We start from the raw sequence: 26,803 nt of genomic DNA, 5'->3' as shown, positions 1-26,803 counted from the left end.
CATGGTCCGGCGTCGGAGCCGAGGAACGCACGAGGTGCGCCTGCTGGGGATCGGGGCGGTCGTCTCACTCGCCCTGGTCGCTGGCGGCGCACGGGGACAGGTCGAGGCGGCGCCTCTCCGCCTCGACCTGCTTCTCCGCGGCGGTCTCGTCCTGGACGGAACCGGCGCTCCGCCGCGGCGGGCCGACGTGGGGATCGCGGGCGACCGCATCGTCTTCGTCGGCGACGCCAAGGACCTGACGGCCGGCCGCGTCGTCGACGCGACGGGCCTCTATGTCGCGCCGGGTTTCATCGATCCTCACACCCATGCGACGGCCGACCTGCAGTCGGACGACGCGGCGCTGCGGGCCGGGCTGAACCACCTGGCCCAGGGCGTGACCACGGTCTTCATCGGCAACGACGGCGACGGCTCGCCCGACATCCGCGACCGGCTCGACCGCGCCCAGCAGCAGGGCGTCGGCGTCAACGTCGCGAGTTTCGTGGGCTTCGGCGCTGTCCGCCGCCAAGTCGTGGGCGAAGCGGCCCGCGAGCCGACGGCCGACGAACTGCAGCGCATGAAGGACGCCGTGGCCAAGGCCATGTGCGAGGGGGCGATCGGCTTCTCGACCGGTCTCTATTATGCGCCTCAGAGTTTTTCGAAGACCGAGGAGGTCATCGCCCTGGCCCGCGAGGCGGCCGTGCGCGGCGGCGTCTACGACAGCCACCTGCGCGACGAGGGCAGCGACAACATCGGACTGAAGGCCGCTGTCGAGGAAGCCCTGCGCATCGGCCGCGAAGCGGACATGCCGGTGCACATCGCCCACATCAAGGCGCTGGGCGTCGACGTCCACGGCAAGGCGCCGGAGATCATCGCCCTGGTCGAGGCCGAGCGCGCCAAAGGGCGGGAGGTCACCGCCGACCAGTATCCCTGGGCCGCGTCCGGCACGCGGGTCTCGAACGCCTTGCTGCCGCGCTGGGCCATGGACGGCGGCAAGGCGGCGCTGCGGGCGCGGCTGGCCGATCCGGCGCTGCGCGACCGGCTGGTCGCCGACACGGCTGACAATCTGCGCCGTCGCGGCGGGCCGATGTCGATCCTGCTCACCTCGGGCCCGCATGCCGGCAAGCGGCTGGGTGACGTGGCCAAGGCCTGGGGCGTCGACCCGGTCGAGGCCGCCTTCCGCGTGGTGCGCGACGAGGGCGACGCCGCCGTCGCCAGCTTCAACATGGCCGAGGCCGACATCGCCGCCTTCGCCGTCCGTCCCTGGGTGATGACCGGCTCGGACGGCTCCGAGGGCCATCCGCGCAAGTTCGGCACCTTCCCCCTGGCCTGGACCAAGTTCGTGATCGCCGAAAAGCTGATGACGCCCGAGCAGTTCGTGCGGCGCGGCGCCGGCCTCACCGCCGACGCCTTCCGCCTGACGGACCGCGGCTATCTCAAGCCCGGCCAGTACGCCGACGTCGTCGCCTTTGATCCGAAGGTCTTCGCCGCCCAGGCCACCTACGAACAGCCCAAGCGCCTGTCGACCGGCGCCCGTTGGGTGCTGGTCAACGGCCAAGTCGCCATCGCCGACGGCCAGCCGACCGACGCCTTCGCCGGCCGCGCGTTGCGCCGCCCGGCCCAGCCCGACTGGAAATGCCCGAAATGACCGTCGACGCCTCTCCGCAGAAGAAGGGGCCGGCCGCGCGCCTCGCGGGCCTCTGGTTCGGCGTCCCGCTATGGCAGCGGATCATGGGCGCCCTGGTGCTGGGTGCGATCGCCGGTTTTGCGCTGGGCGACCAGACGGCGGTGATCAAGCCGATCGGCGACGTCTTCGTGCGGCTGATCCGCATGCTGGTCGCGCCCCTGGTGTTCGTGATCATCGCCTCGGGCGTCGCCCAGCTGGGCGATCCCAAGCGGCTCGGCCGCATCGGGGTGAAGACGGTCGGCATGTACATCGTCACCATGCTGATCGCCGTCGCGGTCGGCCTGACGCTGGCGACCCTGATCCAGCCGGGCCTGGGCGCGGCCGTCGCCGGCGCCGCGCCGGAAGCCCTGGCCGCCGCCAAGTCGCCGACCGAGCTGTTCCTCAGCATCATTCCGCTGAACCCGATCAAGGCCCTGGCCGAAGGCGAGACCCTCGCCATCCTGTTCTTCGCCATCCTGGTCGGGGTGGCGACGATCATCGCGGGCGAGGACGGCAAGCCGCTGGCCCGGGGCCTGGCCTCGGCCTCGTCGGTGATGCTGAAGATCGTGGCCCTGGTCATGGAGCTGGCCCCCTTCGGCGTGTTCGCCCTGATCGCGGTGGTGATCGGCGCCAACGGGGCCAAGACCTTCGTCCACGTCTTCAACCTGGCGCTCTGCGTGATCCTGGGAGCGCTGATCCAGACGATCATCACCCATGGCCTGATCGTCCGCCTGCTGGCCCGGCTGCCGGTGATCCCGTTCTTCCGGGGCTCGGCGGACGCGATCATGGTCGGCTTCTCGACCGCCTCCAGCTCGGCGACCCTGCCGGTCGCCATCCGCGTGGCCGAGCAGAACCTCGGCGTGAAACCGCCCGTCGCCTCGACCGTGCTGCCGCTGGGCGCCAGCATCGGCATGGACGGTACGGCGATGTACGTCGGCATGCTGACCGTCTTCGCGGCGCAGGCCTTCGGCGTGCCGATGACCCTGGCCGATTACGCCATCGTCCTGATCATCACCCCGCTGCTGGCCATCGGCGGCGGCCCGGTGCCCTCGGGCTCCCTGTTCGTGCTGGCCGCCGTGCTCGGCGCCATCGGCATCGGCGCCGAGCAGACCGCTCTGCTCGTCGGCTTCATCCTGCCCTTCGACCGTATCCTCGACATGATCCGCACGGTGCCGAACGTCACCTGCGACCTCTCCGTCTCCACCGCCATCGCGCGGTGGGAGGGGGAGCTGGACGTCGAGGAATTCAAATCCGCCAAGGACGTCTGACCCCATGCGTTTGTACCTTCGTCCCTTGCTGGCCGGCCTGACGGCCGCGTCGATCGCCCTGTCGCCGGTCGCCGGCTTCGCCCAGGCCCCGGCTCTTCAGGCGACGGCCCCTCAGCCGCAGCGCAAGCAGCTGCTCGAGTATCCGTCGATCCACCATCCGGTGGTCGGCGCGCGCGGCATGGTCGTCAGCCAGAACGAGATCGCCACCGAGGTCGGCGCGCAGATCCTGCGCCAGGGCGGCAACGCCGTCGATGCGGCGGTGGCCGTCGGCTTCGCCCTGGCCGTGACCCTGCCGCGGGCCGGCAACATCGGCGGCGACGGCTTCATGCTGGTCCATATCGCGCAGACGAAGGAGACCCTGGTCATCGACTTCCGTTCCGTCGCGCCCAAGGCGGCCCGGCTGGAGATGTTCGTCGACGCCAAGGGCCAGGAGACCCAGGTCGCCTCGCGCGGCTACAAGGCCTCGGCCGTGCCGGGCACCGTCGCCGGCCTGGCCTTGGCGCATAGGAAGTATGGCAAGCTGGCCTGGAAGGATGTCGTCGAGCCGGCCTTCCAGCTGGCCAGCAAGGGCGTGGTCCTGAGCCCCGACGAGGCCTTCGTCTTCTCCTGGGCCCAGGAGCGGATGACCGAGAGCCAGGCTGGCGCGCGGACCTTCTACAAGACGAACGGCGACCTCTATAAAGCCGGCGAGACCTTGAGGCAGCCCGACCTGGCCTGGTCGCTGCGCCAGATCGCCGACCACGGCGCCGACGCCTTCTACAGGGGCGAGATCGCCAGGCGTTTCGCCGCCGATATGAAGGCTCACGGCGGCCTGATCACCCTGGAGGATCTGGCGTCCTACAAGGCGGTCGAGCGCAAGCCGCTGATGGGCGAGTACCGCGGCCTGCAGGTCGCCACCACGCCGCCGGCCTCGGCGGGCGGGGCGACCCTGCTGCAGATGCTGAACATGCTGGAGGGCTTCGACCTGAAGGCCCTGGGCGGCGCCGGCAGCGCCGGATCGCTGAACGTCATGGCCCAGGCGATGAAGATCGCCTACGCCGACCGTTACCGGCACCTGGGCGACACCGACTTCGTGAAGGTCCCGCTGAAGGGCTTCACCTCCAAGGCCTATGCGGCCGAGCGGGCCAAGCTGATCTCCACCGAGCGGGCGGTCCCGGCCAAGGAGCTGAGCGTCGGCAATCCCTGGGCCTACGAGAGCCCGAACACGACACACTATTCAGTGGCCGACGCCGACGGCAACGCGGTCAGCACCACCTACACCCTGGGCGCCGACTTCGGCTCGGGCGTGATGGTCGAGGGGACCGGCTTTGTCCTGAACAACCAGATGAATAACTACAGCCACGAGCAGGCCGTGGCCGCCCGCGAGAAGGGCGAGGGCCTGCCGCCCAACGCCATGGAGCCGGGCAAGCGGATGCTGTCGACCATGATGCCGACCATCGTGTTCAAGGACGGCAAGCCCTGGCTGATCACCGGCACGCCGGGGGGCAGCACCATCATCGACACGGTGCTGCAGGTCATCGTCAACGTCGTCGACTTCAAGCTGAACGTGGCGGAAGCGACCCATCAGCCGCGCATCTTCCAGGACGCGCGCGACGGCATGGACGTCGAGCCGAACTTCAATCCCGACACCATCGCCCTGCTGCAGGCCAAGGGCCACAAGGTGCGGGTCAATGAGACCATGGGCAGCGCCCAGTCGATCATGATCGACAAGGGCCTGTTCCTGGGCGCGGCCGATCCGCGTCGTCCGGGCGCGACGGCGGTCGCTCCGTGAGCCGCCTCATCCGTTCGTCCATCGTCGGGGCCGCGATCGCCGCGGTCCTGGCGGGAAGCCCCGTCGCTGCGGCCGATCTCGCCGTCGCGCCCGCCGGAGCCGCGCCGGTCGCCGTCCCGGCGACGCAGGGCCGGGCCTTTGTCGCGGCCGCCAATCCCTTGGCCGTCGAGGCCGGGCTGGACGTCCTGCGCCAGGGCGGCAGCGCCGTCGACGCGGCGGTGGCCATCCAGGCGATGCTGGGGCTGGTCGAGCCGCAGAGCAGCGGCATCGCCGGCGGCGCCTTCCTGATGCACTACGACGCCGCGACCGGGCAGGCGACCGCCTGGAACGGGCGCGAGACGGCTCCCGCGGGCGCGACGCCAGGCATGTTCCTGGACGCCGACGGCAAACCGCTGAAGCGGGCCGACGCCGTCGCCAGCGGCCGGGCCACCGGCGTGCCGGGCGTGCTGGCCATGCTGGCGCAGGTTCAGAAGCTGCACGGCAAGCTGGCCTGGAGCCGGCTGTTCGAGACCACCGCCCGCACCGCCCAGGACGGCTTCGTCGTGACGCCGCGCATGGCGAACATGATCGAACGCTACGCCGCCACGCCCAAGGCGCCGGACGCCAAGGCCTATTTCGCGCGGCCCGACGGCTCGCCCCTGCAGACGGGCGACATTCTGAAGAACCCGGCATACGCCGCCGTGCTGCGCCGGATCGCGGCGGAAGGCGTGAGCGCCTTCTATGCCGGCCCCGTAGCCGAGAAGATCGTCGCCCGCACCCGCGCCGAGCCCTATGGCGGGAGCATGACGCTGGCCGATATCGCCGGCTATCGCCCCGAGCAGATCGGCGCCCTGTGCCGGCCCTACCGCGTCTATGTCCTGTGCGCCCCGGCTCCGCCGGCCAGCGGTGTCGGCCTGCTGGAACTGATGGGCCTGTTGGAGCGGACCGACATCGCGACACGCGGGCCGAGCGACCCCCAGGCCTGGTATCTGTTCGCCGAAGCCAGCCGGGTGATGTACGCCGACCGCGACCGCTACGTGGGCGACCCGCACTTCGTGACCGTGCCGGTGCAGGGCCTGCTGGAGACCCGCTACCTCGACGAGCGCGCCGCTCTGGTCGGCGAACGGGCGGGGCCGCCGCCTCAGGCCGGAAAGCCGGCAGGGGCGAAGATGGTCGGGGCCGACGCCACCCGGGAGCCGGCCGGCACCACCCATTTCGTCGTCGTCGACGGCGACGGCGACGTGGTCTCGATGACCACCACGGTGGAGTCCTACTTCGGCACCGGCCGGATGGTCGAAGGCTTCTTCCTGAACAACCAGCTGACCGACTTCTCGTTCAGTCCGACCGAGAAGGATGGCGCGCCGGCGGCCAACGCGGTGGCCGGCGGCAAGCGGCCGCGCTCGTCGATGACGCCGGTGATCATCTTCGGCAAGGACGGCCGCTTCGTCGGCGCGATCGGCTCGCCCGGCGGCAACGCCATCCCGGCCTATGTGGCCAAGACCCTGGTCGGCGTCCTGGACTGGAAGATGCCGATGCAGGCGGCGATGGACCTGCCCAACCTCGTCGCCCGCGGCGCCGACTTCAACGGGGAGGCGCACAAGTTCTCGCCAGAGATCCTAGAGGGGTTGCGAGCCCGAGGGATCGAGGTGAAGCGCGGCGCCGGCGAGGAGAGCGGCCTGCATGGCGTGATGGTGGAGGGCGGCGCCTTCGTCGGCGGCGCCGACAGCCGTCGCGAGGGCGTGGTCCGGACGCTGGAGACGGGGAAGCGCTGACGCCGCTGGTCGGCTCTATACTATGGGGGAAGAAACATGATCCGAGCCACAGCTCTCGCCCTGGCGCTGGCCTTCACGGCCGGCGCCGCGTCGGCTCAGGAGGGTGACGACGACGCGACGCCGGCAGCCGTTGCTCCGGCCGGCGCGCCGGAGCGGGTCGAGTTTCCGGCGGTCGACGTCGAGCGCACGCCGCTCAGCGGCTTCCTGTATCGCCCGGCCAGGCCGGCGGCGAAAGCGCCGGCTGTGGTGCTGATGCACGGCCGGGCCGGCCTGTTCTCCTCCCTGGCCAAAGGCCGCTATGAGGCGTCCACGATCTCGCAGCGCCATCGCTGGTGGGCGCGCTACTGGGCCGATCGCGGCTATTACGTTCTGCTGGTCGACAGCTTCTCTGCGCGGGGCTACCCGGCGGGCTTCGCGGCCGGGACCTACAAGGACCGTCCGCTCTCGGTCGACGAGGTCAACAACCGTCCGATGGACGCCTATGGCGCGCTGAAGTACCTGCGCGGCCTGCCGGGCGTGGACGGCGACCGCATCGGCCTGATGGGCTGGTCGAACGGCGCCAGCGCCGCCTTGGCGACGATGGCCGACGACAAGCCTGGCGACATGAAGACGCTCGGCTTCCGCGGGGCGCTGGCCTTCTACCCGGGCTGCGGCCTGAAGAAGAAGTTCGAGAAGGCGGGCTATCGGCCCTACGCCCCGGTGCGGGTGTTCATCGGCACGGCCGACGAGGAGGTCTCGCCGGAAAGCTGCGAGAAGCTGGTGGCGCGCAGCCGCAAACTGGGCGGCGACATCGAGCTCGAAGTCTACAAGGACGCGACCCACGGGTTCGATGATCCGGGCAAGAAGCGGCAGGGCGTGGCGGCCAATGCGACGGCCACGGAGGATGTCCGCGGGAAGGCCGCGGCCTTCTTCGAGAGGACGCTCGCTCCGCGCTAGCAGGCATCGACATTTAACCCAGAATGGGTGATTGGGGGCGTCGGCGACTCATGTTCTTTGGCGCTCGCTGGAGAACAGTGCGCCAGAAGGGCCCTGATGAGTTCTCGTTTGTCCGCAAAAGCGGGACTGGCAATTCGCAAGTTGAGGCTGGCCGGAGGGTGGACCCTGGCGCAGCTCAGCGAGCGCTCGGGCGTACCCCTGTCGACGCTGTCCAAGGTCGAGCTGGGCCAGACCTCCCTCAGCTACGAAAACCTTCTTCGGATCTGCAAGGGCCTGGAGATCGACATGGCGCGGCTGATCGGCGCCGAGGCGGATGGGACCGTCGGCGTCGCCGGAGCGCCGGTCGCGGTCGGCCGCCGCTCCGTGGTCCGGGCCGGGCAGGGGGAGCGCATGGACCTCTCGGCCGGCCCGGGTCGGGTCGCCGGCGGGGAGCTGATCCGCAAGGCCTTCACGCCGGTGATGGTCGAGGTCGACGCCGCCAGCGTCGAGGAGCACGGCGGCTTCAGCCGAGACGAGGGCGAGGCCTATGTCATGGCGCTGTCGGGCGATCTGGTGCTGCATTCGGAGCTCTACGCGCCGCTGCATCTGAGCGAGGGCGACGCGGTCTATTTCGACGCCCGGGCGGGCTATGCGCTGGTCCGCAAAGGCGATGGACCGTCGCGCGCGCTGATCGTGTTCGCGGGCGACCGCCAGATCTGACGGGCCGTTCCGGCGACGGGGTGGTGTGACCAGCCGTCGCAACCGTTCCGGAATATCCTTTCCCAAGCTTAACCAAAAATTTTCTCGTATTCGAGAATTGTGGCCCTCGGGAACCGAGCTTGGGGGCATTGGGTCTATGCGTTTCTCGCTGTCGTCTTTGGGTCTGCGCGAAAAGGTCGCCGCCGCGCTGATGGCGTTCGCCATCCTGCCGCTGGTGCTGCTGTTTGCGGGCTATCTGTTCGTGATCAAGGGCGAGATCCGCGGCCAGGCCGAAGCCGGCATGCAGATGCAGGCCATCGCGCTCGGCGACACGCTCGATACGCTCCTGAACGAGCGGTTCCGCGACATCGAAATGGCCGTGACCGGCCACCCCTCCGCCTCCCAGCCCGAGAACTGGCGCCCGGTCGACGACACCGGGAAGATGGTCGGCATCATGAACGGCGAGGTGCGCGCCAACGCCATCTATCCGCTGATGATGCTGGTTTCCCCCTCGGGAGAGGTGCTTGGGGTCAACACGGTCGACCCGGCCGGCAAGAAGATCGACACCGCCCAGCTCTACGGCATGAACTTCGCTGGCGAGTCCTGGTTGAAGGACGCCTTGAGCGGCAAGGCCTCCAAAGGCGGCGCGGGCGTGGCGCCGGTGACCATGGAGCAGCCGGCCAAGCACGGCGCCCTGTCGCGGGTCTACGGCGGCGACGGCTGGGCGATGGCCTTCTCGGCGCCGCTGAAGAACAGCGCCGGCGAGACCGTCGGGGTGTGGGTCAACTTCATGGACCTGGGCGTCATCGACACGATGGTCCACCAGTTCTTCATGGCCTCGGCGGCCATGACCGACTCGGACATCGGCACCACCAAGCTGCATTTCGACATCCTCGGCCGTGACGGCGCGATGCTCTACAGCTTCCGCGCCAGCAGCGCGACGGAGGGCAAGTCGCTGGGGACGGACGTGATCGGCGTCCAGCCGGACGACCAGCTGCGCGCGCTGATCGCCAAGGACGTCAAGGGCGTCTCCGACACCTACATCGGCAAGGGCGAGATCCTGGCCGAGAAGACCGCCCGCGGGAACGAGCGCTTTGAAGGCGCCGGCTGGCGGATCGTCGCCCGCGCCAGCACGGCCGAGGCCCTGGCCACCGGCAACACCATCACCTGGACCATCCTGGCCTCGCTGGCGGTGATCGCGCTCGCCTCGCTGTTCATCGGCCTGTGGTTCGGCGGCACGCTGACCAAGCCGATCCTGGCGCTGGCCGGCCGGATGCGCGACCTCGCCAAGGGCGACAAGCAGTCTCCGGTGCCCTTCATCGCCAAGACCGACGACATCGGCGAGATGGCCCGCGCGGTGGAGGGCTTCCGAGAGGCCGCCATCGCCAAGGACAAGGCCGAGGACGAGGCCCGCCGCCAGCGCGAAGCCGCCGAAGAGGAGCGTCGCCGCAACGACGAGATCCGCCGCGCCGCCGAGCAGGAACAGCAGCTTGTCGTCGACAACCTGGCCCAGGCGCTGGACAATCTGGCGTCGGGCGATCTGACCAGCCGTATCCAGGCCGCCTTCGCCGGCAAGTACGAGAAGCTGAAGGTCGACTTCAACGAGGCCGTCGCGCGCCTGCAGGACGCGATGAAGCTGATCTCGAGCAACACCAGCGGCATCCGCACCGGCACCGACGAAATCTCGCTGGCCTCCGACGACCTGTCCAAGCGCACCGAGCAACAGGCCGCCAGCCTGGAAGAGACCGCCGCCGCGCTCGACCAGATCACCGCCACCGTGCGCAAGACGGCCGGCGGCGCCCGCCAGGCCAGCGAGGTCGTGGCCGGCGCCCGCGCCGACGCCGAGACCACCGGCCAGGTGGTGAAGGCCGCGACCACGGCCATGAGCGAGATCGAGAAGTCTTCGCAGCAGATCGGCCAGATCATCGGCGTGATCGACGAGATCGCCTTCCAGACCAACCTGCTGGCCCTGAACGCCGGGGTCGAGGCGGCCCGGGCCGGCGACGCCGGCAAGGGCTTCGCCGTGGTGGCCTCCGAAGTGCGGGCCCTGGCCCAGCGCTCGGCCGAGGCCGCCAAGGAGATCAAGGCGCTGATCCACGCCAGCTCGAGCCAGGTCGGCCAGGGCGTCGATCTGGTCGGCAAGACCGGCCAGGCCCTGCAGCGTATCGTCGAGAAGGTCGCAGAGATCGACAGCCTGGTCGGCGAGATCGCCGCCTCGGCCCAGGAGCAGGCCACCGGCCTCAACGAGGTCAACACCGCCGTCAACCAGATGGACCAGGTGACCCAGCAGAACGCCGCCATGGTCGAGGAATCGACCGCCGCGACCCACTCGCTGGCCCAGGAGACCGAGGAACTGGCCAGGCTGGTGTCGAAGTTCCGCATTGGCGAGGAGCCTGCGGCCCGCATGACGGCTCGGACGCCGGCGCCGGTCCAGCGGCCGCTCACCCGTCCCGCGCCGATGGCGGCGCCCGCCGCAACCATCTCGACGCCTCTCGCGCCGCCGCGTCCGGCCGCCACGACGCCGGCGATGCGCACCGTTCAACCCGGCGGCGGGGCGGCCCGCAAGCCCGACGTGGTCGAAGACGGCTGGGAAGAGTTCTGAGGAGAGCGCCGGTGACCGAACCCTACAAGCTCCCGTCCAATCTGAGTCTTGATCAGGCCGCGCCTCTGCGGGAGGCCCTGCTGGCCCTGCGCGGCGCTCCGCTGGAGATCGACGCCTCCGATGTCGAGCGTCTCAGCGGTCCCTGTTTTCAGGTGCTGGCTGCGGCGCGAAAGACTTGGGAATCTGACGAACAGCCGTTCGTCTTCACCGCCGCTTCACCTGCTTTCGACAAAGGTCTCGTCCTGATGGGCGCTACCGCCTGGATCTCCGCGCAAGAGGACCGCCTCCCGTGAGCCTGACCATTCTCGCCGTCGACGACTCCCGCACGATCCGGGAAATGCTCGGGCATACGCTGCGCCAGGCCGGCTACTCGGTGGTGACCGCCGAGGACGGCGTGCACGGGCTGGAGGTGCTGCAGACCGAGCGGCCCGACGTGATCGTCACCGACATCAACATGCCCCGGCTCGACGGCTTCGGCTTCATCGAGGCGGTGCGCGCCGAAGGCCATGCCCGGACGACGCCGATCCTGGTCCTGACCACCGAGAGCGAGCCGGAGAAGAAGGCCCGCGCCCGCGCCGCCGGCGCCACCGGCTGGATCGTGAAGCCCTTCGACCCCGCCAAGCTGATCGACGCCATCCGGCGGGTCGCGGCCTAGGGAGACCGGTCCATGGACCCGATGGACGCGATCCGGACGACCTTCTTCATCGAGTGCGACGAACTTCTCGCGCAACTCGAGGAAGGCCTGATGGCCATGGAGCAGGGCGCGACCGACTCCGAGACGATCAACTCGGTGTTCCGGGCCGTTCACTCGGTGAAGGGCGGCGGCGGCGCCTTCGGCCTCGATCCGTTAGTTCGCTTCAGCCACGTCTTCGAGACCCTTCTGGACCAGATCCGCTCTGGCCAGGTGGACCCGAGCGAGACCGTGGTCGCGACGCTGCTGCGCGCCGCCGACATGTTGGCCGACCACGTCAACGCGGCCCGCGACGGCGGCGTGGCCGACGAGGCCCGTTCCGAACAGATCGCCGCCGCCATCATGGCCCTGACCGTGGGCGGCGCGGCCAACGCCTTCGAGGAACAGCCCGCCGAGATCGAGGGCCTGAACTTCACTCCGCAGCTGGTCTCGCTGGATCTGCCGGCCGCGGCGCCGGCGGATGACTTCGACCTCGCCGCCCTGCTGGCCTCGGCCGGCGTCGACGCCCCGGCCGCCGAAGCGGCGGACGGCGACTGGCTGGTCACGTTCGCGCCGCATGCTTCGCTGTACGCCAAGGCGAACGACGCGGCCCTGGTCCTGCGCGAGCTGATCGGTCTGGCCGATGAGGCGACCGTTTCGCTCGATGACGAAGCCCTGCTGCCGCTTGAGGAGATGGACCCGGCCGGGGCCTATCTGGGCTGGACCGTTCGTCTGCCGGCCTCCGTGGCCGAGGCGGACATCCGCGACGCCTTCGCTTTCGTGGACGAGGACTGCGACCTGGAAATCAAGCGTGAGGGCGGCGCGGCCGACACGGTTGCCGTCGAGCCTCAGGCGGAAGAGTCCCTGAACCTGCTGGATTCACTGCTCCTGCAGGTGAAGGAGGAGCCGGCCCCGGACCCCCACCCGGCGCCGGCCGCACCCGCGGCGGCGGTCGACCCTGCCCCCAAACCGGAGGCTGTCGCCGCGGGCGCCCCCATGCAAGCCGCCGCTTCCGCCACGGCCGCCGCGCCGCCCCAGACGATCCGCGTCGACCTCGACCGCGTCGACCGTCTGATCAACCTAGTCGGCGAGCTGGTCATCAACCAGGCGATGCTGGCCCAACGGGTGCATGAGAGCGGCGCCGGCAAGGCGACGGACGTGAACCTGGCCCTGACCGACCTGGAGCTGCTCACCCGCGGCATCCAGGACAGCGTCATGGCTATCCGCGCGCAGCCGGTGAAGTCGGTGTTCCAGCGCATGCCGCGCCTGGTCCGCGAGGTCGGCGAGGCCACCGGCAAGCGCGTGCGCCTGGTGACGGAAGGCGAGGGCACCGAGGTCGACAAGACCGTGGTCGAGAAGCTGTCCGACCCGATCACCCACATGATCCGCAACGCGATCGACCACGGGCTGGAGACCCCGGCCGAGCGTGAGGCCGCCGGTAAGTCCGCCGAGGGCACGGTTCGTCTGACCGCGGCCCACCGCAGCGGCCGGATCGTCATCGAGGTCGCCGATGACGGCAAGGGCGTCGACCGCGTCCGCGTGAAGGCCAAGGCCATCGAAAAGGGCCTGATCGCGACCGATGCTCAGCTGTCTGACGAAGAGATCGACAACCTGATCTTCGCCCCGGGCTTCTCCACCGCCTCGACCGTGTCGGACATCTCAGGCCGCGGCGTCGGCATGGACGTGGTCAAGCGCTCGGTCCAGGCGCTGGGCGGCCGCATCACCATCGTTTCGACCCCGGGGCAAGGCTCGCGCTTCTCGCTGAGCCTGCCGCTGACGCTGGCCGTGCTGGACGGCATGGTCGTGACCGTTGGCGACCAGACCCTGGTCGCGCCGCTGACCGCCATCATCGAGAGCCTGAAGCCCCGCGCGGGCGAGGTCCGCCCGCTGGGCCCGCACAACAAGGTCCTGCAGATCCGCGACGCCTACGTGCCGCTGATCGACACCGGCGCGGCGCTCGGCTTCGGCCGTTCAGCGCTGGAGCCGACCGAGGGCGTCGCCCTGCTGGTCGACAGCGAGAACGCGGGCCAGGTCGCCCTGATGGTCGACCAGATCCTGGGTCAGCGTCAGGTCGTGATCAAAAGCCTCGAGACCAACTACGGCGCGACCGACGGCGTCGCCGCCGCGACCATCCTGGGCGACGGCCGGGTCGCCCTGATCCTCGACATCGACGGGCTGGTGACGGCGCATCGCCGCATGCCCCCGCCGGCGCCACGTACCGAGTCCCTCGTCCTCACTGCAGCGGAATGACCTCGATGACAGACATTTCCCTCGACGGCCGTGACGGCAGCGAACTGATCTCCTTCCGTATCGGGGAGCAGGAGTTCTGCGTCGACATCATGGCGGTGCGTGAGATCCGCGGCTGGACACCGGCGACGCCCGTGCCCCATTCGCCGCCCTTCGTCCGTGGCGTGATCAACCTGCGCGGAGCCGTGCTGCCGGTCATCGACCTGGCCGACCGTCTGGGTCTGGGCCGCGCGGTGGAGACCGCCCGGCACGTGATCATCGTGGTCCAGATCGGCAGCCGCATCGTCGGCCTGCTGGTCGATGCGGTCTGCGACATCCTCTCGACCGCCGACCATGTCGTGCAGCGGACGCCCGACCTCGCCGGCGACCAGATGCAGAACTTCGTGCGCGGCCTGATCGCGCTCGACGGCCGCATGATCAGCCTGCTCGATCTCGATCTGGTCCTGGACCAGCCGCAGAGGGAGGCCGCCTGACCGTCATGACCGGCGTCGAAGCATCTTCCAGGCCTGTCCGGGAAAATGGTCGTGAGTTCGCCTTCACGCCCGAGGACTTCCGCACGATCGCGGCCGTCCTCCACGGCGACGCGGGCATCTACCTGCCCGAGTCGAAGTCGACGCTGGTCTATTCGCGTCTGGCCAAGCGGCTGCGCCTGCTCGGCATCTCGAGCTTCAAGGACTACTGCAAGCTTATCCAGGGCTCGCACGGCGTCGACGAACGCCAGGCGATGCTGGCCGCCCTGACCACCAACGTCACCCGCTTCTTCCGCGAGCCGCACCACTTCGACCACTTGAAGAACACGGTGATGCCCGCCTTGGCGGCGCGGGCCCGCGCCGGCGGCCGAGTGCGGCTGTGGTCGGCGGCCTGCTCGACGGGGCAGGAGCCCTATTCGATGGCGCTGAGCGTGCTGGCGGCTCTGCCGGACGCGCTGCGCTACGACGTCAAGATCCTGGCCACCGACATCGACCCGAATGTGGTCGCCGCCGCTCGCACCGGGGTCTACAGCCGCGACCTGCTCGAAGCGGTGCCGGCTTCCGACCGCAAGCTGCTGCGCCGCGCGCCCGACGCGGGGGCCGACATGTGGCGCTTCGCCGACGAGGTTCAGGAGCTGATCGCTTTCCGTGAGCTGAACCTGGTCCGGTCCTGGCCGATGAGCGGCAAGTTCGACGTCATCTTCTGCCGCAACGTGGTCATCTACTTCGACGACGCCACCCAGGAAGCCGTCTGGAAGAAGTTCATCGACGTGATGACCCCCGGCGGCCGTCTCTACATCGGCCACTCCGAGCGGGTCACCGGCGACGGCGGCCGGCTGCAGAGCGACGGCCTGACCGTCTACAAGATGCCGGGAGACCTGCGATGAGCCGCGTGGGCGTCCTGGTCGTCGACGACTCCCCGACCATGCGCGGGGTCATCACCGCCGTGCTGCGGCGCGATCCCGAGATCGAGGTCATCGGCTCGGCCGGCGATCCCCTTGAAGCGCGCGAGGCGATCAAGCGGCTGAACCCGGACGTGGTCACCCTCGACGTCGAGATGCCGAACATGAGCGGCATCGAGTTCCTCGAGAAGATCATGCGCCTGCGTCCGACGCCGGTGATCATGATCTCGACCCTGACCCAGAAGGGCGCCGACACCACGATCGAGGCCCTGGCCCTGGGCGCGGTCGACTGTGTCGGCAAGCCTGGCCCCGGCGTCACCGCCGCCGAGGCGTTCAGCGGCCTGACGGAGAAGGTCAAGGCGGCGGCGCGGTCGCGCCTGCGACCGCTGGGCGACGCCCCGCGGCCGGCGGCCAACGCCGGCGGCGACTTCCGGCCCAACGGCAATGTCCTGGCCATCGGTTCGTCGACCGGCGGCGTCGAGGCCCTGCTGACGGTGATCTCGGCCTTTCCGGCCAACTGTCCGCCGACGGTGATCACCCAGCATATGCCGGCGACCTTCACCAAGAGCTTCGCCCACCGCCTCGACAAGGCTTCCGCCGCCTCGGTCGAGGAGGCTGTCGACGGCGCGCCGATGCAGGCCGGCAAGGTCTATCTGGCGCCGGGCGGCGACCGGCATCTGACGGTCGAGAAGGCCGGCGGCGTCCTCCGCGCCCGCGTCCGCGAAGGCGCGCCCGTCAACGGCCACTCGCCGTCGGTCGACGTGCTGTTCGACTCCGTGGTCCAGGCCGTCGGCGACCGCGCCGTGGGCGCGATCCTGACCGGCATGGGCAAGGACGGGGCCAAGGGCCTGCTGGCCATGCGCCAGGCCGGCGCCCGGACCTTCGGCCAGGACGAGGCGAGCTGCGTCGTCTACGGCATGCCGCGCGCGGCCTTCGAGATCGGCGCCGTCGAGCGCCAAGCCCCCATCTCCCGCATGAGCGCCCATGTGCTGGGCGCCTGCAGCCTGAACTCCGAGGGACAGAACTGATGCCCGCCGCTTCCGCCATCTCGGTGCTGGTCGTCGATGATCAGATGACCATCCGGTCGCTGGTCCGCACCGGTCTGCAGCAGCTCGGGTTCAAGGACATCAGCGAGGCCGCCGATGGCGAGGCCGCGCTGCGGCACCTGCTGACCAAGCCGGCGCATCTGATCATCTCCGACTACAACATGCCCAAGCTGGACGGCCTGGGCCTGCTGCGCGCCGTGCGCTCGCATGGCCCGATCCAGAAGACCGCCTTCATCATGCTGACCGGCCGGGCGGATGCGGACCTCGTCCAGCGCGCGGTGCAGTTCGGCGTCAACAACTACCTCGTGAAGCCCTTCACCGTTCAGATCCTGAAGGACAAGATCGAGGGCGTCTTCGGTCCGATTTCATGAGCGAAGCCGTCATCGCGCCACGCGAACGCATGATCCACGTCGGCCAGGGCGAGCACCATGTGTCCGACGCCGAGGGGGTGGTGATGACCACCATCCTGGGGTCCTGCATCGCCGCCTGCATCCGCGATCCGGGTCTTGGGCTTGGCGGGATGAACCACTTTCTGCTGCCTGAAGGCGACGGCGGCATGAACGAGGACGAGGCGCGACGCTATGGCGTCAACGCCATGGAAATCCTGATCAACAGCCTTCTGCGCGCCGGCGCCCGTCGCGACCGGCTGGAGGCCAAGCTGTTCGGCGGCGGCGCGATGTTCGATCGCCTGCGCAACATCGGGGCCGAGAACGCCGCTTTCGCCAAACGCTTTCTGTCGGCGGAAGGCATCCCGGTCGTCGGCGGCGACACCGGCGGCACGCTGGCGCGCCGCATCCGCTACCGCCCGACGACCGGCCAGGCCATGCAGCGTCTGCTGACCGACGCCGATCCTTCCGTGTTTACGGCAGAGCGCAAGCTTGCCACGCCCCCGCCCGCGCCGAGCGGCGACCTGGAGCTGTTCTGATGACGACGAACGTCGCCGCCCGGGTCGCGTCGGACCTGCCTCACGGGCTTGCAGGGAGCCTGGAGGGCGTCGCCCAGGAGCTGATCCTGCTGCGCGACCAGCTGCTGCGCATGCAGGACGCCTGCGCCGCTCCGGACCTGGGCGCGGCGCTCGACGCGGTGGTGATCCGCGAGCTCCAGGGCCTGGACCTGGCCACGCAGCGGCTGGACGCGCTGGCCGGATTCGTCCGTGAGCTGATCGACGCCTCGGCGTTCGATCCGGCGGTGGACCTGACCGGCGCGCTGGCCGGGGTGTCTCTGCAGGACATGGCCGATCGTCTGGAATCGCAGGCGCTGGGTCTGGGCGTGCGCGAGGCCGACGACGACCCGTCCACGGGCGACTTCGACCTCTTCTGAGGATCTGGCGATGACCGCGGCCCCCCCATTGCTGTCGTCCAATGCGAAGATCGACCTCTCGCGCAGCCGCGCCCTGCTGATCGATGACAACCCGATCCATCTCGACATGCTCTCCGGAATCCTGTCCGGGTTCGACCTGCGTCGGCAAACCCGCTGCGAGAGCGTGGACGACGCCCGCAACGCCGTCATGGGCGCGGAGTTCGACCTGATCCTCGTCGAGGCGGCTCTGGCCGACGGCCAGGGCTTCGAGTTCATCCGCTGGCTTCGACGGGAAGGACCGGAGGCCAACCGGGCGGCCTCCATCCTGGTGGTCACCGGCGGCACCCGGCTGGACGACGTCAGCATGGCCCGCGACTGCGGGGCCAATTTCGTCGTCGCCAAGCCCGTCACGCCGCAGGTCTTGCTGCAGCGGATCATCTGGCTGGGTCGCGACCGGCGCCACTTCGTCGAATGCGAGAGCTACGCGGGGCCGGACCGCCGCTTCAAGGTATTCGGCCCGCCGGCCGGCATGAAGGGGCGCCGCCATGACGACCTGAGCGCCGAGGTCGGCATGGCCTCCGAGCCGAACATGTCACAGAACGAGATCGACATGCTGCTGAAGCCGACGAGGGTCAACCTGTGAGCAGCGCCCGGATCTACAAGGTCGCCAACCGCCTGGCCGACGCCGTCGACGTCCGCTTCGGCCTGAAGCTGGACGCCGCCCTGGCGCGGGCGCACGACGCGGTGCGCGAGGCTCAGGACGGGATGATGGTCTCGTTGCGCGAGTGGGTGGACGAGATCGAAGCGCTTTGCGAGCAACCCGAACCCGACCGGGCGCGACTGGCCTGGCTGGCCAACGGCGTGCTGGGTGTGGCCGGCGCCTGCGGCCTGGGAACCCTCTCTCGCTGCGGCGGCCTGTTCGGACGGGCGATCGAGTTGATGAGCGAGCACGATGACTGGCGCTCGGACATGGCGCTGGTCTACGCCACGGCGCTGGGGCGGATGCTTGAAGGCGCCGACCGCGCGGCCGAGGAGGCCGCCGTTCTGGTGTCTCTCGAAGCCATGAACCAGCGGCTCAGCGCGCCGCCGCAGGTCTGAACTCGGCCGGCTGCGGCTCTAGCCGGCGGATTGGGCTGGCGATCGGTCGTTGCTGGCCGCCGCCGCCAGCGCACCTTCGAGGTCCGCAGCGCTCTCGACCAGCATGCGCTCCAGGTCGCGGACGGCGTCGGACGCGGTGTCGGCGGCGGCGATGTGCCGGCGGGCCTCGTTCAGGGTCGCGGCGATGGCGTCGCTGGCCTTGAGGTCGTCGACGCGGACGATGGCGGCCTCTTCACGCAGGCAACGGTCGATGGCGACGCGGGCGTCCTTCGACATGGCCGCGAGCGCGTAGAGCGTCGCCCGCGAGAAGCGCAGGGCGCAGCTGACATCCACGTCAAGGGCGTCGAGACGGGCGCGCAGGTCATCGCTGAGCGCCGCGGCGGCTTGAGTTTGCAAGGCGGGAGTCCACACAAACGAGCGACGCGGCAAACCGGAAGCGCTTTGCGTCCCAACGACGCCCCCGTACGCGAACTGAATCCGTCGTTATGCCGAGGCTGTGTCAGTGTCAACGAAAAAGGTGCAAATGCATATATCGGTGATTGCACATTTCTGAAATACACCAAGTGCAAACGCACTTGATTTGGGTTCTTAGAAATGGTGGTCTCCCGCCGAACGACGCTACCTGACGGCAGAGTCATGATCTTCGAAAAGGCGGAGGCGGAAATGGCCGGCGAGCGTCCACACGACCCCCCGCCGGAGTATTTCTTCTACCTGCAGTATCACGTCGTGCGGCAGCGGGAGACCGAGCTGGGCAAGATGCTCGCCGGGCTGGACCTGTCGATCGCCAAGTGGCGCATCCTGTCGACCCTGAACCGCCTGGGCCGGAGCGCCATGGGCGAGGTCGCCGACTTCTGCGCCATAGATCGCACGACCCTGACCCGCACCATGGATCAACTGGTGGCGGCCGGATACGTCGAGCGCCTGACCACGGCGGAGGATCGCCGTCGCACCCTGCTTGACCTGACCGACGAGGGACGCAGCGCCTACCAGACGGCCGTCGAGGCGGTGATCCGCTTCAACGACAAGGCTATGCGCGGCGTCGCCGGGGCCGACGTCGCGGTCCTCGAGCGTGTGCTGCGGCAGGTGGTCAACAACGTCATCGATGACGACGCCTGGGCGCGGGATATCCTGATGTTCGAGAAGGGGGCCCTGTGACGACCGAGGGACGCGCCCGTTCGGTCGACCCGACCGGCGAGTTCCTCGTCGATGTCCCGGAGTATTTCTTCCACCTGCTGCATCAGGCCTTGCGTCGCCGCGACGTCGAGTTCGAGAAGGCCCTGCGGCCGTCCGGCCTGAGCCTGACCATGTGGCGGGTGCTGGTGCTGGTCAGCCGGACCGAGCCCTGCACCATGAACACCCTGGCCAGGATGAGCACCTTCGAGCGCACCACCCTGACCCGAACGGTGGACCAGATGGTCGCCGACGGCCTGATCGATCGCGCGACGCCGCCGGAGGATCGCCGCCAGGTCCAGCTGACCCTGACCGACCAGGCCCGTGAAACCTATGAGGTGGGCGTGCGGCTGCTGATCGACTTCAATCGCAAGGCCCTTGGCGGTGTAAGCGAGACGCGGCTGCGGGAGATGACCCGCGGGCTTCACCAGATCGTCGCCAACCTGATCGAGGATCCGGCCCTGGCCGAGGGCGTGCTGACCCTGAGCTCGCCCGATCCGGAAAGAACGCGGGGCGCGGCCTAGGCGCGTCCGCCTCGATCTTTCGCTCAGCGAGCGCTATCGAGGCGTCGTGCCGACCTATCTGCCCCTCGATGACCCCAACGATCCGCGTATCGCCGCCTATCGCGATGTCCGCGAGAAGGATCTGGTCGGCCGCGAAGGGCGCTTTATCGCCGAGGGCGAGACGGTGTTGCGCGTGTTGGCCGGCCAGGATCGGCACCGGCCGCTGTCGGTGCTGATCGCGGCCAAGCGGCGCGACAAGCTCGAGCCGATCCTGTCGACCCTGCCGGACGCTGTTCCGGTCTACCTCGCCGACCAGGCGGTGGTGGACGCGGTCGCCGGCTTCCCGCTGCATCGCGGCATCCTGGCCCTGGCCGAGCGTGCGCCGGAGCCTGCGGCCGACGCCCTGCTGGCGGGACTGCAGGGCCGGCCGGCGCTGGTGATGGTCCTGGTCGGGATCGCCAACCACGACAACATGGGCGGGTTGTTCCGCAACGCCGCCGCGTTCGGGGCTGATGCGGTGCTGCTCGATCCCACCTGCTGTGACCCGTTGTACCGCAAGGCCATCCGCGTCTCGGTGGGCGGCGTGCTGCGCGTCCCGTTCGCGCGGCTGGAGGAGGGCGAGGACCTGGTCGGCCTGCTCGACCGGCGCCGGCTGACCTCCGTCGCACTCAGTCCGGCGGGTGAGACGCCGCTGCATCGGCTCGAACCGATTCCCCGGGCGGCCCTGCTGCTGGGCGCCGAGGGGCCGGGGCTGCCGGAGGGGCTGATGGCCCGTTGCCGGACGGTCTCGATCCCGATGGCGGCCGGCTTCGACTCTCTCAATGTGGCCGTCACCGGCGGCTTGGCCCTGCACCACCTGCGCACGGCGGGTTGAAGCCCACGGCCTTCCCCCTCAACATCCGCTCGGGGCGAGGAGACACGATCATGAGCGGACTGAGCATCCGGAAGGCTGCGGGCGCCCTGGGCGCCGAAATCTCGGGCGTTGATCTGGCGCGGGACCTTTCCGACGAGACGATCGCCGCAATCCGCGCCGCCTTCGTCGAGCATCAGGTGATCTTCTTTCGCGGCCAATCGCTGGAGCCGGAGCAGCAGTTGCGCTTCGGGCGACGGTTCGGGCCGCTGAACGTCCATCCCTATGTGAAGGGAATGGCCGACCATCCCGAGGTCATGGAGATCGTCAAGGAGCCGGCCGACAAGACCAATTTCGGCGGCGGTTGGCACTCCGACATGAGCTTCCTAGAGGCGCCGAGCATCGGCTCCATTCTCTATGCCGTGCAGACGCCGGACTACGGCGGCGACACCCTGTTCGCGAGCCAGGTCGCCGCCTACGAAGCGCTGTCGCCGGGCCTGAAGGCGACACTGGAAAGCCTGAACGCCGTCCATTCGGCGGGGCGGGAGTATTCAGCCAGGGGGCAATCGGCCCAGAAGCGGGAGTCGATGCAGGTCGCCGAGGCCGAGGGGCTGGCCGGCGAGTTCGTCCATCCCGTGATCAAGGTTCATCCGGAGACCGGCCGCAAGGCGTTGTACGTCAATCCGGCCTTCACGATGCGGTTCGAGGGCTGGAGCCGGCGAGAGTCGAAGCCGCTGCTCGACTACCTCTTTGAACATAGCCGCTACGAGGCCTTCACCTGCCGGTTCCGATGGGAGCCCGGATCGGTCGCCTTCTGGGACAACCGGTCCGTCTGGCACTTCGCCCTCAACGACTATCCGGGCCAACGACGTCACATGCGCCGCGTGACCGTCGATCCGTCATGAAAATCCCCGCGGAGACGGGGACCCTGGGTCCCCTCGAGCTTCCCTGGCGATGGAAGTCTTGAGGGGCCTCTGGATCCTCCGCCTGCGCGGGGAAGGGGCGGCGGGGGAGCGCCGACCCTAGGCGACGGCCGCCGCTGCGACCGGCGGCCGCGAGAGCATGCTCTCGGCCTTGGCCAGCAGGGTGCGGTCGTCATGATCCCAGGGGTGGAAGCCCGGGCGGTAGTAGTCGAAGTAGATGCCGGCGATCTTGCTGACGACGCCCGGCTTGAACAGCAGGTAGTTGGCCGTCCTGAACCAGGTCCGGATGTTGTCCTGGCCGTCCTGCTTGTAGACGTCGCCCATGTTCCGGCCGATCGCGATGTAGAACAGGATCGAGGCGTGGATCATCGAGCGCGCGCGCAGCAGCCAGCGCTGGAACGGCGTCCAGGTCTTGGTCGCGGCCAGGTAGGTGTCGAAGGCCACCGCCTTGTGCTCGATCTCCTCCATGGCGTGCCAGCGCCACAGCTCCTGCGCCTCCGACGGCGCACCCTCGAGGTAACGGTCGTCGGCCAGAAGGGCGTGCGCGAGAATGGCGGTGAAGTGCTCCAGGGCGCAGGTCGCCGCCAGCTGTTGGATCGGCTTGCGCTTGCGGGCGAAGCTCAGGACCTTCTTGGCGCGGTTCTCCAACGGCGACATGTCGTAGCCCGCCTTCTCGGCGATCTCGTTGAACACGACGTGTTCGCGGCTGTGCATGGCTTCCTGGAACAGGAAGGCCGAGATCTGCTCCTTGAGCACGCCGTCGGCGTGTTCGCGGTGCATCTTCACGGCGTCCATGAAGAAGCGCTCGCCGAGCGGGAAAGTGGCCGACATGGCGTTGAAGAAGGCCGTGGCGACCATGTCGCCGTTCAGCCACCAGCGCGGATGCGGCGGCGTTTCACGAGCGAAGCGATAGTCGCGCAGCTGGATCGAGAGGTCGGCAGGCGTGGTGGGGGTTGCTGACATTTGTGTCAATATCCTTTCGGTCGCAGTTCGACCTCCGGGCCGTGTCGACGGGGGAGGCGGGCGCTGTGAAAGTCAGGACTGGAGACCCAATTCCTTGACTTGGATGTAAGTATAGGCGCGAGCTTACTGCCCGGCGGATCGTCCGCTGGACGCCGGCCCCTCGACGCCGTGTTTGTGGGCGTCTCGACCGGCTTCACAGGAAACATGACGGCTATTTACATCCATGTCAATATCTGAGGCCGCGCCGGCCGCCAAGAAGCGCCGCAAGCGCTCGCCCGAGGAAGCCCGCGAAGAGGCGTTGACCGCCGCCCGGGAACTGCTCATCGAAAGCGGACCGACCGCCGTGACCCTGGCGGCGATCGGCAAACGGGTCGGCATGACCCACGCCAATGTCATCCACCATTTCGGCTCGGCGGCGGGGCTGCAGTCGGCGTTGATGGGGTCGATGGTCCGGGATCTGACCGTCGCCCTGGGCGACGCCGTCGCCCATGTTCGGTCGGACTCGGCCGCGCCTCGGGCGCTGATCGACATCGTGTTCGATGCTTTTGACAAAGGCGGAGCCGGACGGCTCGCGGCCTGGATCGCGCTGTCGGGCGACCTCGGCCATCTGGAGCCCGTGCGGCAGGCCGTGACCGACCTGGTCGAGGCGATCGCCGAGAAGTTCGCCGACGAGGGGCCGTCCGGAAGAAGGCGGATTCAGTCCGCGGTCCTGCTGATCGCGCTGATGGCGTTCGGGGATTCGATGATCGGCGGCCCGTTGCGGGGCATGCTCGGGGCCGAGGACGACGCTGGCCGCAGCATCACGGCGCAGGTGCTTCCGAGCTTCTTCTGATCGGAAAAAGGATAGGGCGGCGGCAGGAGAGGATGAAATGCCGCCGCCCTAGGCCTCCGGTGGACAGAGTGACCGGAGTTAGCCTGAGTTAGGGTTAGAAGGTCTTGCGCACCGACAGGCCGACCAGGCGCGGATCCAGCGTGAAGACGTTGGTCGTCAGGGCGCTGTCGTCGCTGTTCAGGAAGGCGTCGGTGATCGGGCTCTCGTCGAAGACGTTCTTCACGTAGAGCTGGAGCTGAAGCCCGCTGTCCGGCTTCGCCACGGTGAGAGCCAGGTTCAGGTTATCCCAGGCCTTCAGGCGGTCGAACTCGGTGTTGTAGATGCGGGCGTAGCTCTCGCCCTGGCGGTAGTAGTCGCCGCGCAGGGTCGCTTCCCAGCTGTCGCCGATATGCCAGGTGTACTGGGCGCCCAGGCTGGCGGTCCAATGCGGCGAGTTCGGCAGTTCGTTGCCGCTAAGGTCGGCCATGAAGCCGGCGCCGCCGTTGGGCGACTGGGTCGCCGGATCGAACGACACGCCGTATAGGCTGGCCCAGGACCCGCCCGGCCGCAGGTCGCCGAGCAGGCCGCCGCCACACAGGAACTGCAGCGGGAAGCCGTTCTGGCCCGCGTACATCGGCGAGGCCATCAGCTTCTCGACGATCGCCTTGGGCACGACGCAGTTGGAGGTCAGCTGCGACCAGGGCTTCACCACCAGGTAGTCGGTGTTGCCCTGCAGGCGGTCCATCATGTCGATCGACTGGGCGCCGTCGGCCAGCCGGGTCTTCAGGAAGCCTAGGCTGGCGTTGAAGCGCAGGTCCCGGGTCGGCGCCCAGATCGCCTCCAGCTCGGCGCCCCAGACCTTGGCGTCGAAGTTCTCGTTCACCGCGGTGCGATCGACGATCTTGGAGATCTGGTAGTCGCTGTAGTCGTAGTAGAAGGCCGCGCCGTTCAGAACCAGGCTGCCGCCGAGCAGGACGTTCTTGGTCCCGACCTCGAAGGCGTTGACGAACTCAGGCCGGTAGGTCGCCGGCTGGGCCGGGAAGTAGAGCCAGTTCGGATCGGCGTCGATGCCCGGCGGGTTGGCGCCGCCGCCCTTGTAGCCGCGCGAGAGGAAGGCATAGACCATCGTCTCGTCGGTGAACGGCACGATCGGCTTCCAGTCGAAGCCCACCCGGCCGGTCATCTCCTTCCACTCCTGGCTGATGCGGCCGGTGGTGCGGAAGCCCTCGTTGATGTAGCCGCCGCCGATGTTCGGCGCCATCAGCAGCTGGGTCGGCATCAGGGTGAACCGCTTGCGGTCCATCGTGTAGCGCAGGCCGGCGGTGATCTTCAGGTTGTCGGCGACATCCCAGTAGACCTCGCCGAACGCTGCGCGGGAGCTCAGCTTGTAGGGGTTTTGGCTGCGGTAGTAGTTGTGGCCCCGACCGTTGATCCTGTCGACCGGATTGGGGTCGATGTAGACGCAGCCGGTCGTGGCGCCGGCCGCGCAGGCCGAGCTGGTCCCGCCGTTGATCGCGGCGTTGAAGAAGGACTCGGCGACCAGGGTGATGGCGTTGAAGAAGACGTAGTAGTCCTCCTCGGTCTCGTACTCGAGATAGTTCACGCCCGCGCTGAAGTTGAACGGCCCGTCGAAGCTCGACTGCAGCCGGAACTCCTGGGACAGCTGGGTGCTCTTCGCCTTGACGATGTCCAGGCCCATGATGGTGTTGGACGCGCCGAGCTGCGGGTCGGTGTAGATCCCGCCCGGCGTGATCGCCAGCCGGCTGCCCGGCGTGGCCAGGTTCGAGTCGTTGAAGATCGGGTCGCTGGTGAACCGGTTGTAGTCCTGGCTCGCGAAGTACTCGTCCTGGTTATAGAGGGTCTGCGAGAACAGCTGCAGCGACGGGGTCAACTCGACGTCGAGGTTGAGCTGATAGATGTCCGCCTTCGCGCGGTATTTGGGGTCGAAGTGGGACTCGATCCGGCGCAGGTCCCGCGACTGCATGCGGCCGCCATAGGGGTCGATCGGCTTCATCGCGAAGATCGGGTTGAAGCCGGCGTCGTAGCCCAGGACCGACATGGTCTGGGCGGCGGTCACGAACGGGATGCTGGCGCCGTTCGGCGTGCCGTAGGCGCCGTCCTCGTAGAGCGAGCCGGGCTTGCAGCCCTGCGACAGCATTCCCCGCTCCATGGGGCTGTTGCTGATGTCGATCACGCCGACCCGGGCCGGGCCCGCGTCGCGGTGGCACAGCTGTTTGCTGGTCCGGGCGCGGTTGTCGTCCTCGTCGAAATGCTCCCAGACGAACTCGGCGTTGAAACGGTCGGTCGGGCGCCAGGCCAGGCTGAGGCGGCCCGACCACAGCTCGCGGCCGTCGATGTCGCTGCCGGTCGTGGCGTTGAAGCCGTAACCGCTGCGGCTGGTCAGCGCGCCGGCGACGCGGACCGCCAGGGTCTCGCCGATCGGGACGTTGACCATCGCCTTGACGCGGCGGCTGTCGAAGTTGCCGATCTCGGCCTCGACCTGGGCGCCGAACGCGCCGAGCTTCGGCCGGGCGGTGATCATGTTGACCACGCCGCCGGTGGCGTTGCGGCCGTACAGGGTGCCCTGCGGCCCGCGCAGGACCTCGACCCGCTCGACGTCGAAGTATTCCTGCTCGAACAGCCGGTTCCGGATCAGGGCGCTGTTGTTGAAGCTGATCGCCACGGCCGGATCGGTCGAGACGGCCAGCGCCTTGGTGCCGACGCCGCGGATCTGGAAATTGTAGCCGGAGAAATTGGTCTTCGAGAAGGTGACGTTGGGCACGCTCTTCACGAGGTCGGTGCCGCCTTCGATCTTCTGAGCCTCGAGCGCCTTGGCCGAGAAGGCCGAGATGGCGATCGGCACGTCCTGGATCGCCTCTTCCTTCTTCTGGGCGGTGACGATCAGTTCCTCGACGGTCGCCCCGGTTTCCTGGCCGGCCTCCTGTGCCTGAGCCGCGCCGGCCGCGACAAGCAACGCGCCGACGGAAACGCCCGCTCGCATGAGCGCGCGCCTGTATGACGATGCAAGCATCGTTGATAGCCTCCCTCAACCGCCGGATCCTTGGTGGCCGGCGTGGTCCCTCACCGCGTGATCTTTGAATGCAGGTCGGCCGCGGCGCCGCCTGCGTGGCGGGACTACTCGGGCGAATTCACGGGCGTGTCAATGTGAATTTACATACATGTAGATTTGACGGAAGTGTCGA

At 68.8% G+C, this 26,803-nt stretch carries 26 protein-coding genes; 23 read left to right on the top strand and 3 right to left on the bottom strand.

Annotation, left to right across the window (positions count from 1 at the left end; all coding sequences use genetic code 11):
* Window position 1: 1 nt before the first annotated feature.
* From CSW64_RS18305 to CSW64_RS18220, 18 genes are all read left to right on the top strand, one after another.
* Entirely contained in the window at window positions 2–1,624 is a 1,623-nt protein-coding gene (locus CSW64_RS18305) for an N-acyl-D-amino-acid deacylase family protein (protein ID WP_099623444.1), read from the top strand.
* Window positions 1,621–2,910: a dicarboxylate/amino acid:cation symporter gene (locus tag CSW64_RS18300; RefSeq protein ID WP_245863763.1), complete on the top strand. Its 1,290-nt coding sequence runs from the start codon at window positions 1,621–1,623 to the stop codon at window positions 2,908–2,910. Before CSW64_RS18305 ends, CSW64_RS18300 begins: the two co-directional genes overlap by 4 nt.
* Before the next feature lie 4 nt (window positions 2,911–2,914).
* A complete protein-coding gene (gene ggt, locus CSW64_RS18295) occupies window positions 2,915–4,681 on the top strand; it encodes a gamma-glutamyltransferase (protein WP_099623442.1) in 1,767 nt (588 codons plus the stop codon).
* Entirely contained in the window at window positions 4,678–6,432 is a 1,755-nt protein-coding gene (locus CSW64_RS18290) for a gamma-glutamyltransferase family protein (RefSeq protein ID WP_099623441.1), read from the top strand. The genes ggt and CSW64_RS18290 overlap by 4 nt, the downstream gene beginning before the upstream one ends.
* Window positions 6,433–6,468: 36 nt before the next feature.
* Window positions 6,469–7,368, top strand: a complete 900-nt coding sequence (locus CSW64_RS18285; RefSeq protein ID WP_099623440.1) for a dienelactone hydrolase family protein — start codon at window positions 6,469–6,471, stop codon at window positions 7,366–7,368.
* Window positions 7,369–7,464: 96 nt separating this feature from the next.
* Window positions 7,465–8,067 carry a helix-turn-helix domain-containing protein gene (locus CSW64_RS18280; RefSeq protein ID WP_099623439.1) on the top strand — a complete coding sequence of 201 codons (603 nt, stop codon included), beginning with the start codon at window positions 7,465–7,467 and terminating at the stop codon, window positions 8,065–8,067.
* Window positions 8,068–8,203: 136 nt separating this feature from the next.
* A complete protein-coding gene (locus tag CSW64_RS18275; RefSeq protein WP_245863762.1) occupies window positions 8,204–10,648 on the top strand; it encodes a methyl-accepting chemotaxis protein in 2,445 nt (814 codons plus the stop codon).
* Between the two features lie 11 nt (window positions 10,649–10,659).
* Window positions 10,660–10,941 (top strand): STAS domain-containing protein, encoded by a 282-nt coding sequence (locus CSW64_RS18270; protein WP_216361208.1) that lies wholly within the window; start codon window positions 10,660–10,662, stop codon window positions 10,939–10,941.
* Complete coding sequence (locus CSW64_RS18265; protein ID WP_099623438.1) at window positions 10,938–11,303, top strand: response regulator; 366 nt, start codon at window positions 10,938–10,940, stop codon at window positions 11,301–11,303. The genes CSW64_RS18270 and CSW64_RS18265 overlap by 4 nt, the downstream gene beginning before the upstream one ends.
* 12 nt (window positions 11,304–11,315) lie before the next feature.
* The gene (locus tag CSW64_RS18260; protein ID WP_099623437.1) at window positions 11,316–13,568 is read left to right on the top strand and encodes a chemotaxis protein CheA; all 2,253 of its coding nucleotides are present in this window, start codon (window positions 11,316–11,318) and stop codon (window positions 13,566–13,568) included.
* A gap of 5 nt (window positions 13,569–13,573) precedes the next feature.
* Window positions 13,574–14,038, top strand: coding sequence for a chemotaxis protein CheW (locus tag CSW64_RS18255; protein WP_099624336.1), 465 nt, complete (start codon window positions 13,574–13,576; stop codon window positions 14,036–14,038).
* A gap of 5 nt (window positions 14,039–14,043) precedes the next feature.
* Window positions 14,044–14,922, top strand: a complete 879-nt coding sequence (locus CSW64_RS18250) for a CheR family methyltransferase (RefSeq protein ID WP_099623436.1) — start codon at window positions 14,044–14,046, stop codon at window positions 14,920–14,922.
* The gene (locus CSW64_RS18245) at window positions 14,919–15,965 is read left to right on the top strand and encodes a protein-glutamate methylesterase/protein-glutamine glutaminase (RefSeq protein WP_099623435.1); all 1,047 of its coding nucleotides are present in this window, start codon (window positions 14,919–14,921) and stop codon (window positions 15,963–15,965) included. The genes CSW64_RS18250 and CSW64_RS18245 overlap by 4 nt, the downstream gene beginning before the upstream one ends.
* On the top strand, window positions 15,965–16,354 hold the full coding sequence (locus CSW64_RS18240) for a response regulator (RefSeq protein WP_099623434.1): 390 nt from the start codon (window positions 15,965–15,967) through the stop codon (window positions 16,352–16,354). The genes CSW64_RS18245 and CSW64_RS18240 overlap by 1 nt, the downstream gene beginning before the upstream one ends.
* Entirely contained in the window at window positions 16,351–16,908 is a 558-nt protein-coding gene (locus CSW64_RS18235; RefSeq protein WP_099623433.1) for a chemotaxis protein CheD, read from the top strand. The genes CSW64_RS18240 and CSW64_RS18235 overlap by 4 nt, the downstream gene beginning before the upstream one ends.
* On the top strand, window positions 16,908–17,303 hold the full coding sequence (locus tag CSW64_RS18230) for a hypothetical protein (protein ID WP_099623432.1): 396 nt from the start codon (window positions 16,908–16,910) through the stop codon (window positions 17,301–17,303). The genes CSW64_RS18235 and CSW64_RS18230 overlap by 1 nt, the downstream gene beginning before the upstream one ends.
* A gap of 10 nt (window positions 17,304–17,313) precedes the next feature.
* Window positions 17,314–17,925: a response regulator gene (locus CSW64_RS18225; protein WP_099623431.1), complete on the top strand. Its 612-nt coding sequence runs from the start codon at window positions 17,314–17,316 to the stop codon at window positions 17,923–17,925.
* On the top strand, window positions 17,922–18,380 hold the full coding sequence (locus CSW64_RS18220) for a hypothetical protein (protein WP_099623430.1): 459 nt from the start codon (window positions 17,922–17,924) through the stop codon (window positions 18,378–18,380). Before CSW64_RS18225 ends, CSW64_RS18220 begins: the two co-directional genes overlap by 4 nt.
* Window positions 18,381–18,398: 18 nt before the next feature.
* Here CSW64_RS18220 and CSW64_RS18215 read toward each other — a convergent pair whose 3' ends face one another.
* The gene (locus tag CSW64_RS18215) at window positions 18,399–18,776 is read right to left on the bottom strand and encodes a hypothetical protein (protein WP_150131451.1); all 378 of its coding nucleotides are present in this window, start codon (window positions 18,774–18,776) and stop codon (window positions 18,399–18,401) included.
* 240 nt (window positions 18,777–19,016) lie between these two features.
* Here CSW64_RS18215 and CSW64_RS18210 point away from each other — a divergent pair, with 240 nt between their 5' ends.
* From CSW64_RS18210 to CSW64_RS18195, 4 genes are read left to right on the top strand one after another with little or no spacing between them, the layout of a single operon-like run.
* Window positions 19,017–19,535: a MarR family winged helix-turn-helix transcriptional regulator gene (locus CSW64_RS18210; protein ID WP_172448619.1), complete on the top strand. Its 519-nt coding sequence runs from the start codon at window positions 19,017–19,019 to the stop codon at window positions 19,533–19,535.
* Window positions 19,532–20,074 carry a MarR family winged helix-turn-helix transcriptional regulator gene (locus CSW64_RS18205; protein WP_099623427.1) on the top strand — a complete coding sequence of 181 codons (543 nt, stop codon included), beginning with the start codon at window positions 19,532–19,534 and terminating at the stop codon, window positions 20,072–20,074. Before CSW64_RS18210 ends, CSW64_RS18205 begins: the two co-directional genes overlap by 4 nt.
* 46 nt (window positions 20,075–20,120) lie before the next feature.
* Window positions 20,121–20,927 carry a TrmH family RNA methyltransferase gene (locus CSW64_RS18200; RefSeq protein WP_099623426.1) on the top strand — a complete coding sequence of 269 codons (807 nt, stop codon included), beginning with the start codon at window positions 20,121–20,123 and terminating at the stop codon, window positions 20,925–20,927.
* A gap of 50 nt (window positions 20,928–20,977) precedes the next feature.
* On the top strand, window positions 20,978–21,808 hold the full coding sequence (locus CSW64_RS18195) for a TauD/TfdA dioxygenase family protein (protein ID WP_099623425.1): 831 nt from the start codon (window positions 20,978–20,980) through the stop codon (window positions 21,806–21,808).
* 117 nt (window positions 21,809–21,925) lie between these two features.
* Here the strand turns inward: CSW64_RS18195 and CSW64_RS18190 are convergent, their stop codons facing one another.
* Window positions 21,926–22,789 carry a metal-dependent hydrolase gene (locus tag CSW64_RS18190; RefSeq protein ID WP_099623424.1) on the bottom strand — a complete coding sequence of 288 codons (864 nt, stop codon included), beginning with the start codon at window positions 22,787–22,789 and terminating at the stop codon, window positions 21,926–21,928.
* Between the two features lie 223 nt (window positions 22,790–23,012).
* Between CSW64_RS18190 and CSW64_RS18185 the strand changes: the two genes are divergently transcribed.
* Entirely contained in the window at window positions 23,013–23,621 is a 609-nt protein-coding gene (locus CSW64_RS18185) for a TetR/AcrR family transcriptional regulator (RefSeq protein ID WP_099623423.1), read from the top strand.
* 94 nt (window positions 23,622–23,715) lie between these two features.
* On the opposite strand, the gene CSW64_RS18180 is transcribed toward CSW64_RS18185, so the two are convergent.
* Window positions 23,716–26,601, bottom strand: a complete 2,886-nt coding sequence (locus tag CSW64_RS18180) for a TonB-dependent receptor (protein ID WP_245863761.1) — start codon at window positions 26,599–26,601, stop codon at window positions 23,716–23,718.
* Between the last annotated feature and the right edge of the window lie 202 nt (window positions 26,602–26,803).

It is taken from the genome of Caulobacter mirabilis, from assembly GCF_002749615.1.
Classification (GTDB): domain Bacteria; phylum Pseudomonadota; class Alphaproteobacteria; order Caulobacterales; family Caulobacteraceae; genus Caulobacter; species Caulobacter mirabilis.
The sequence above is the reverse complement of the archived record's forward strand: the minus strand, read 5'-3'. Positions and strand labels throughout refer to the sequence as shown.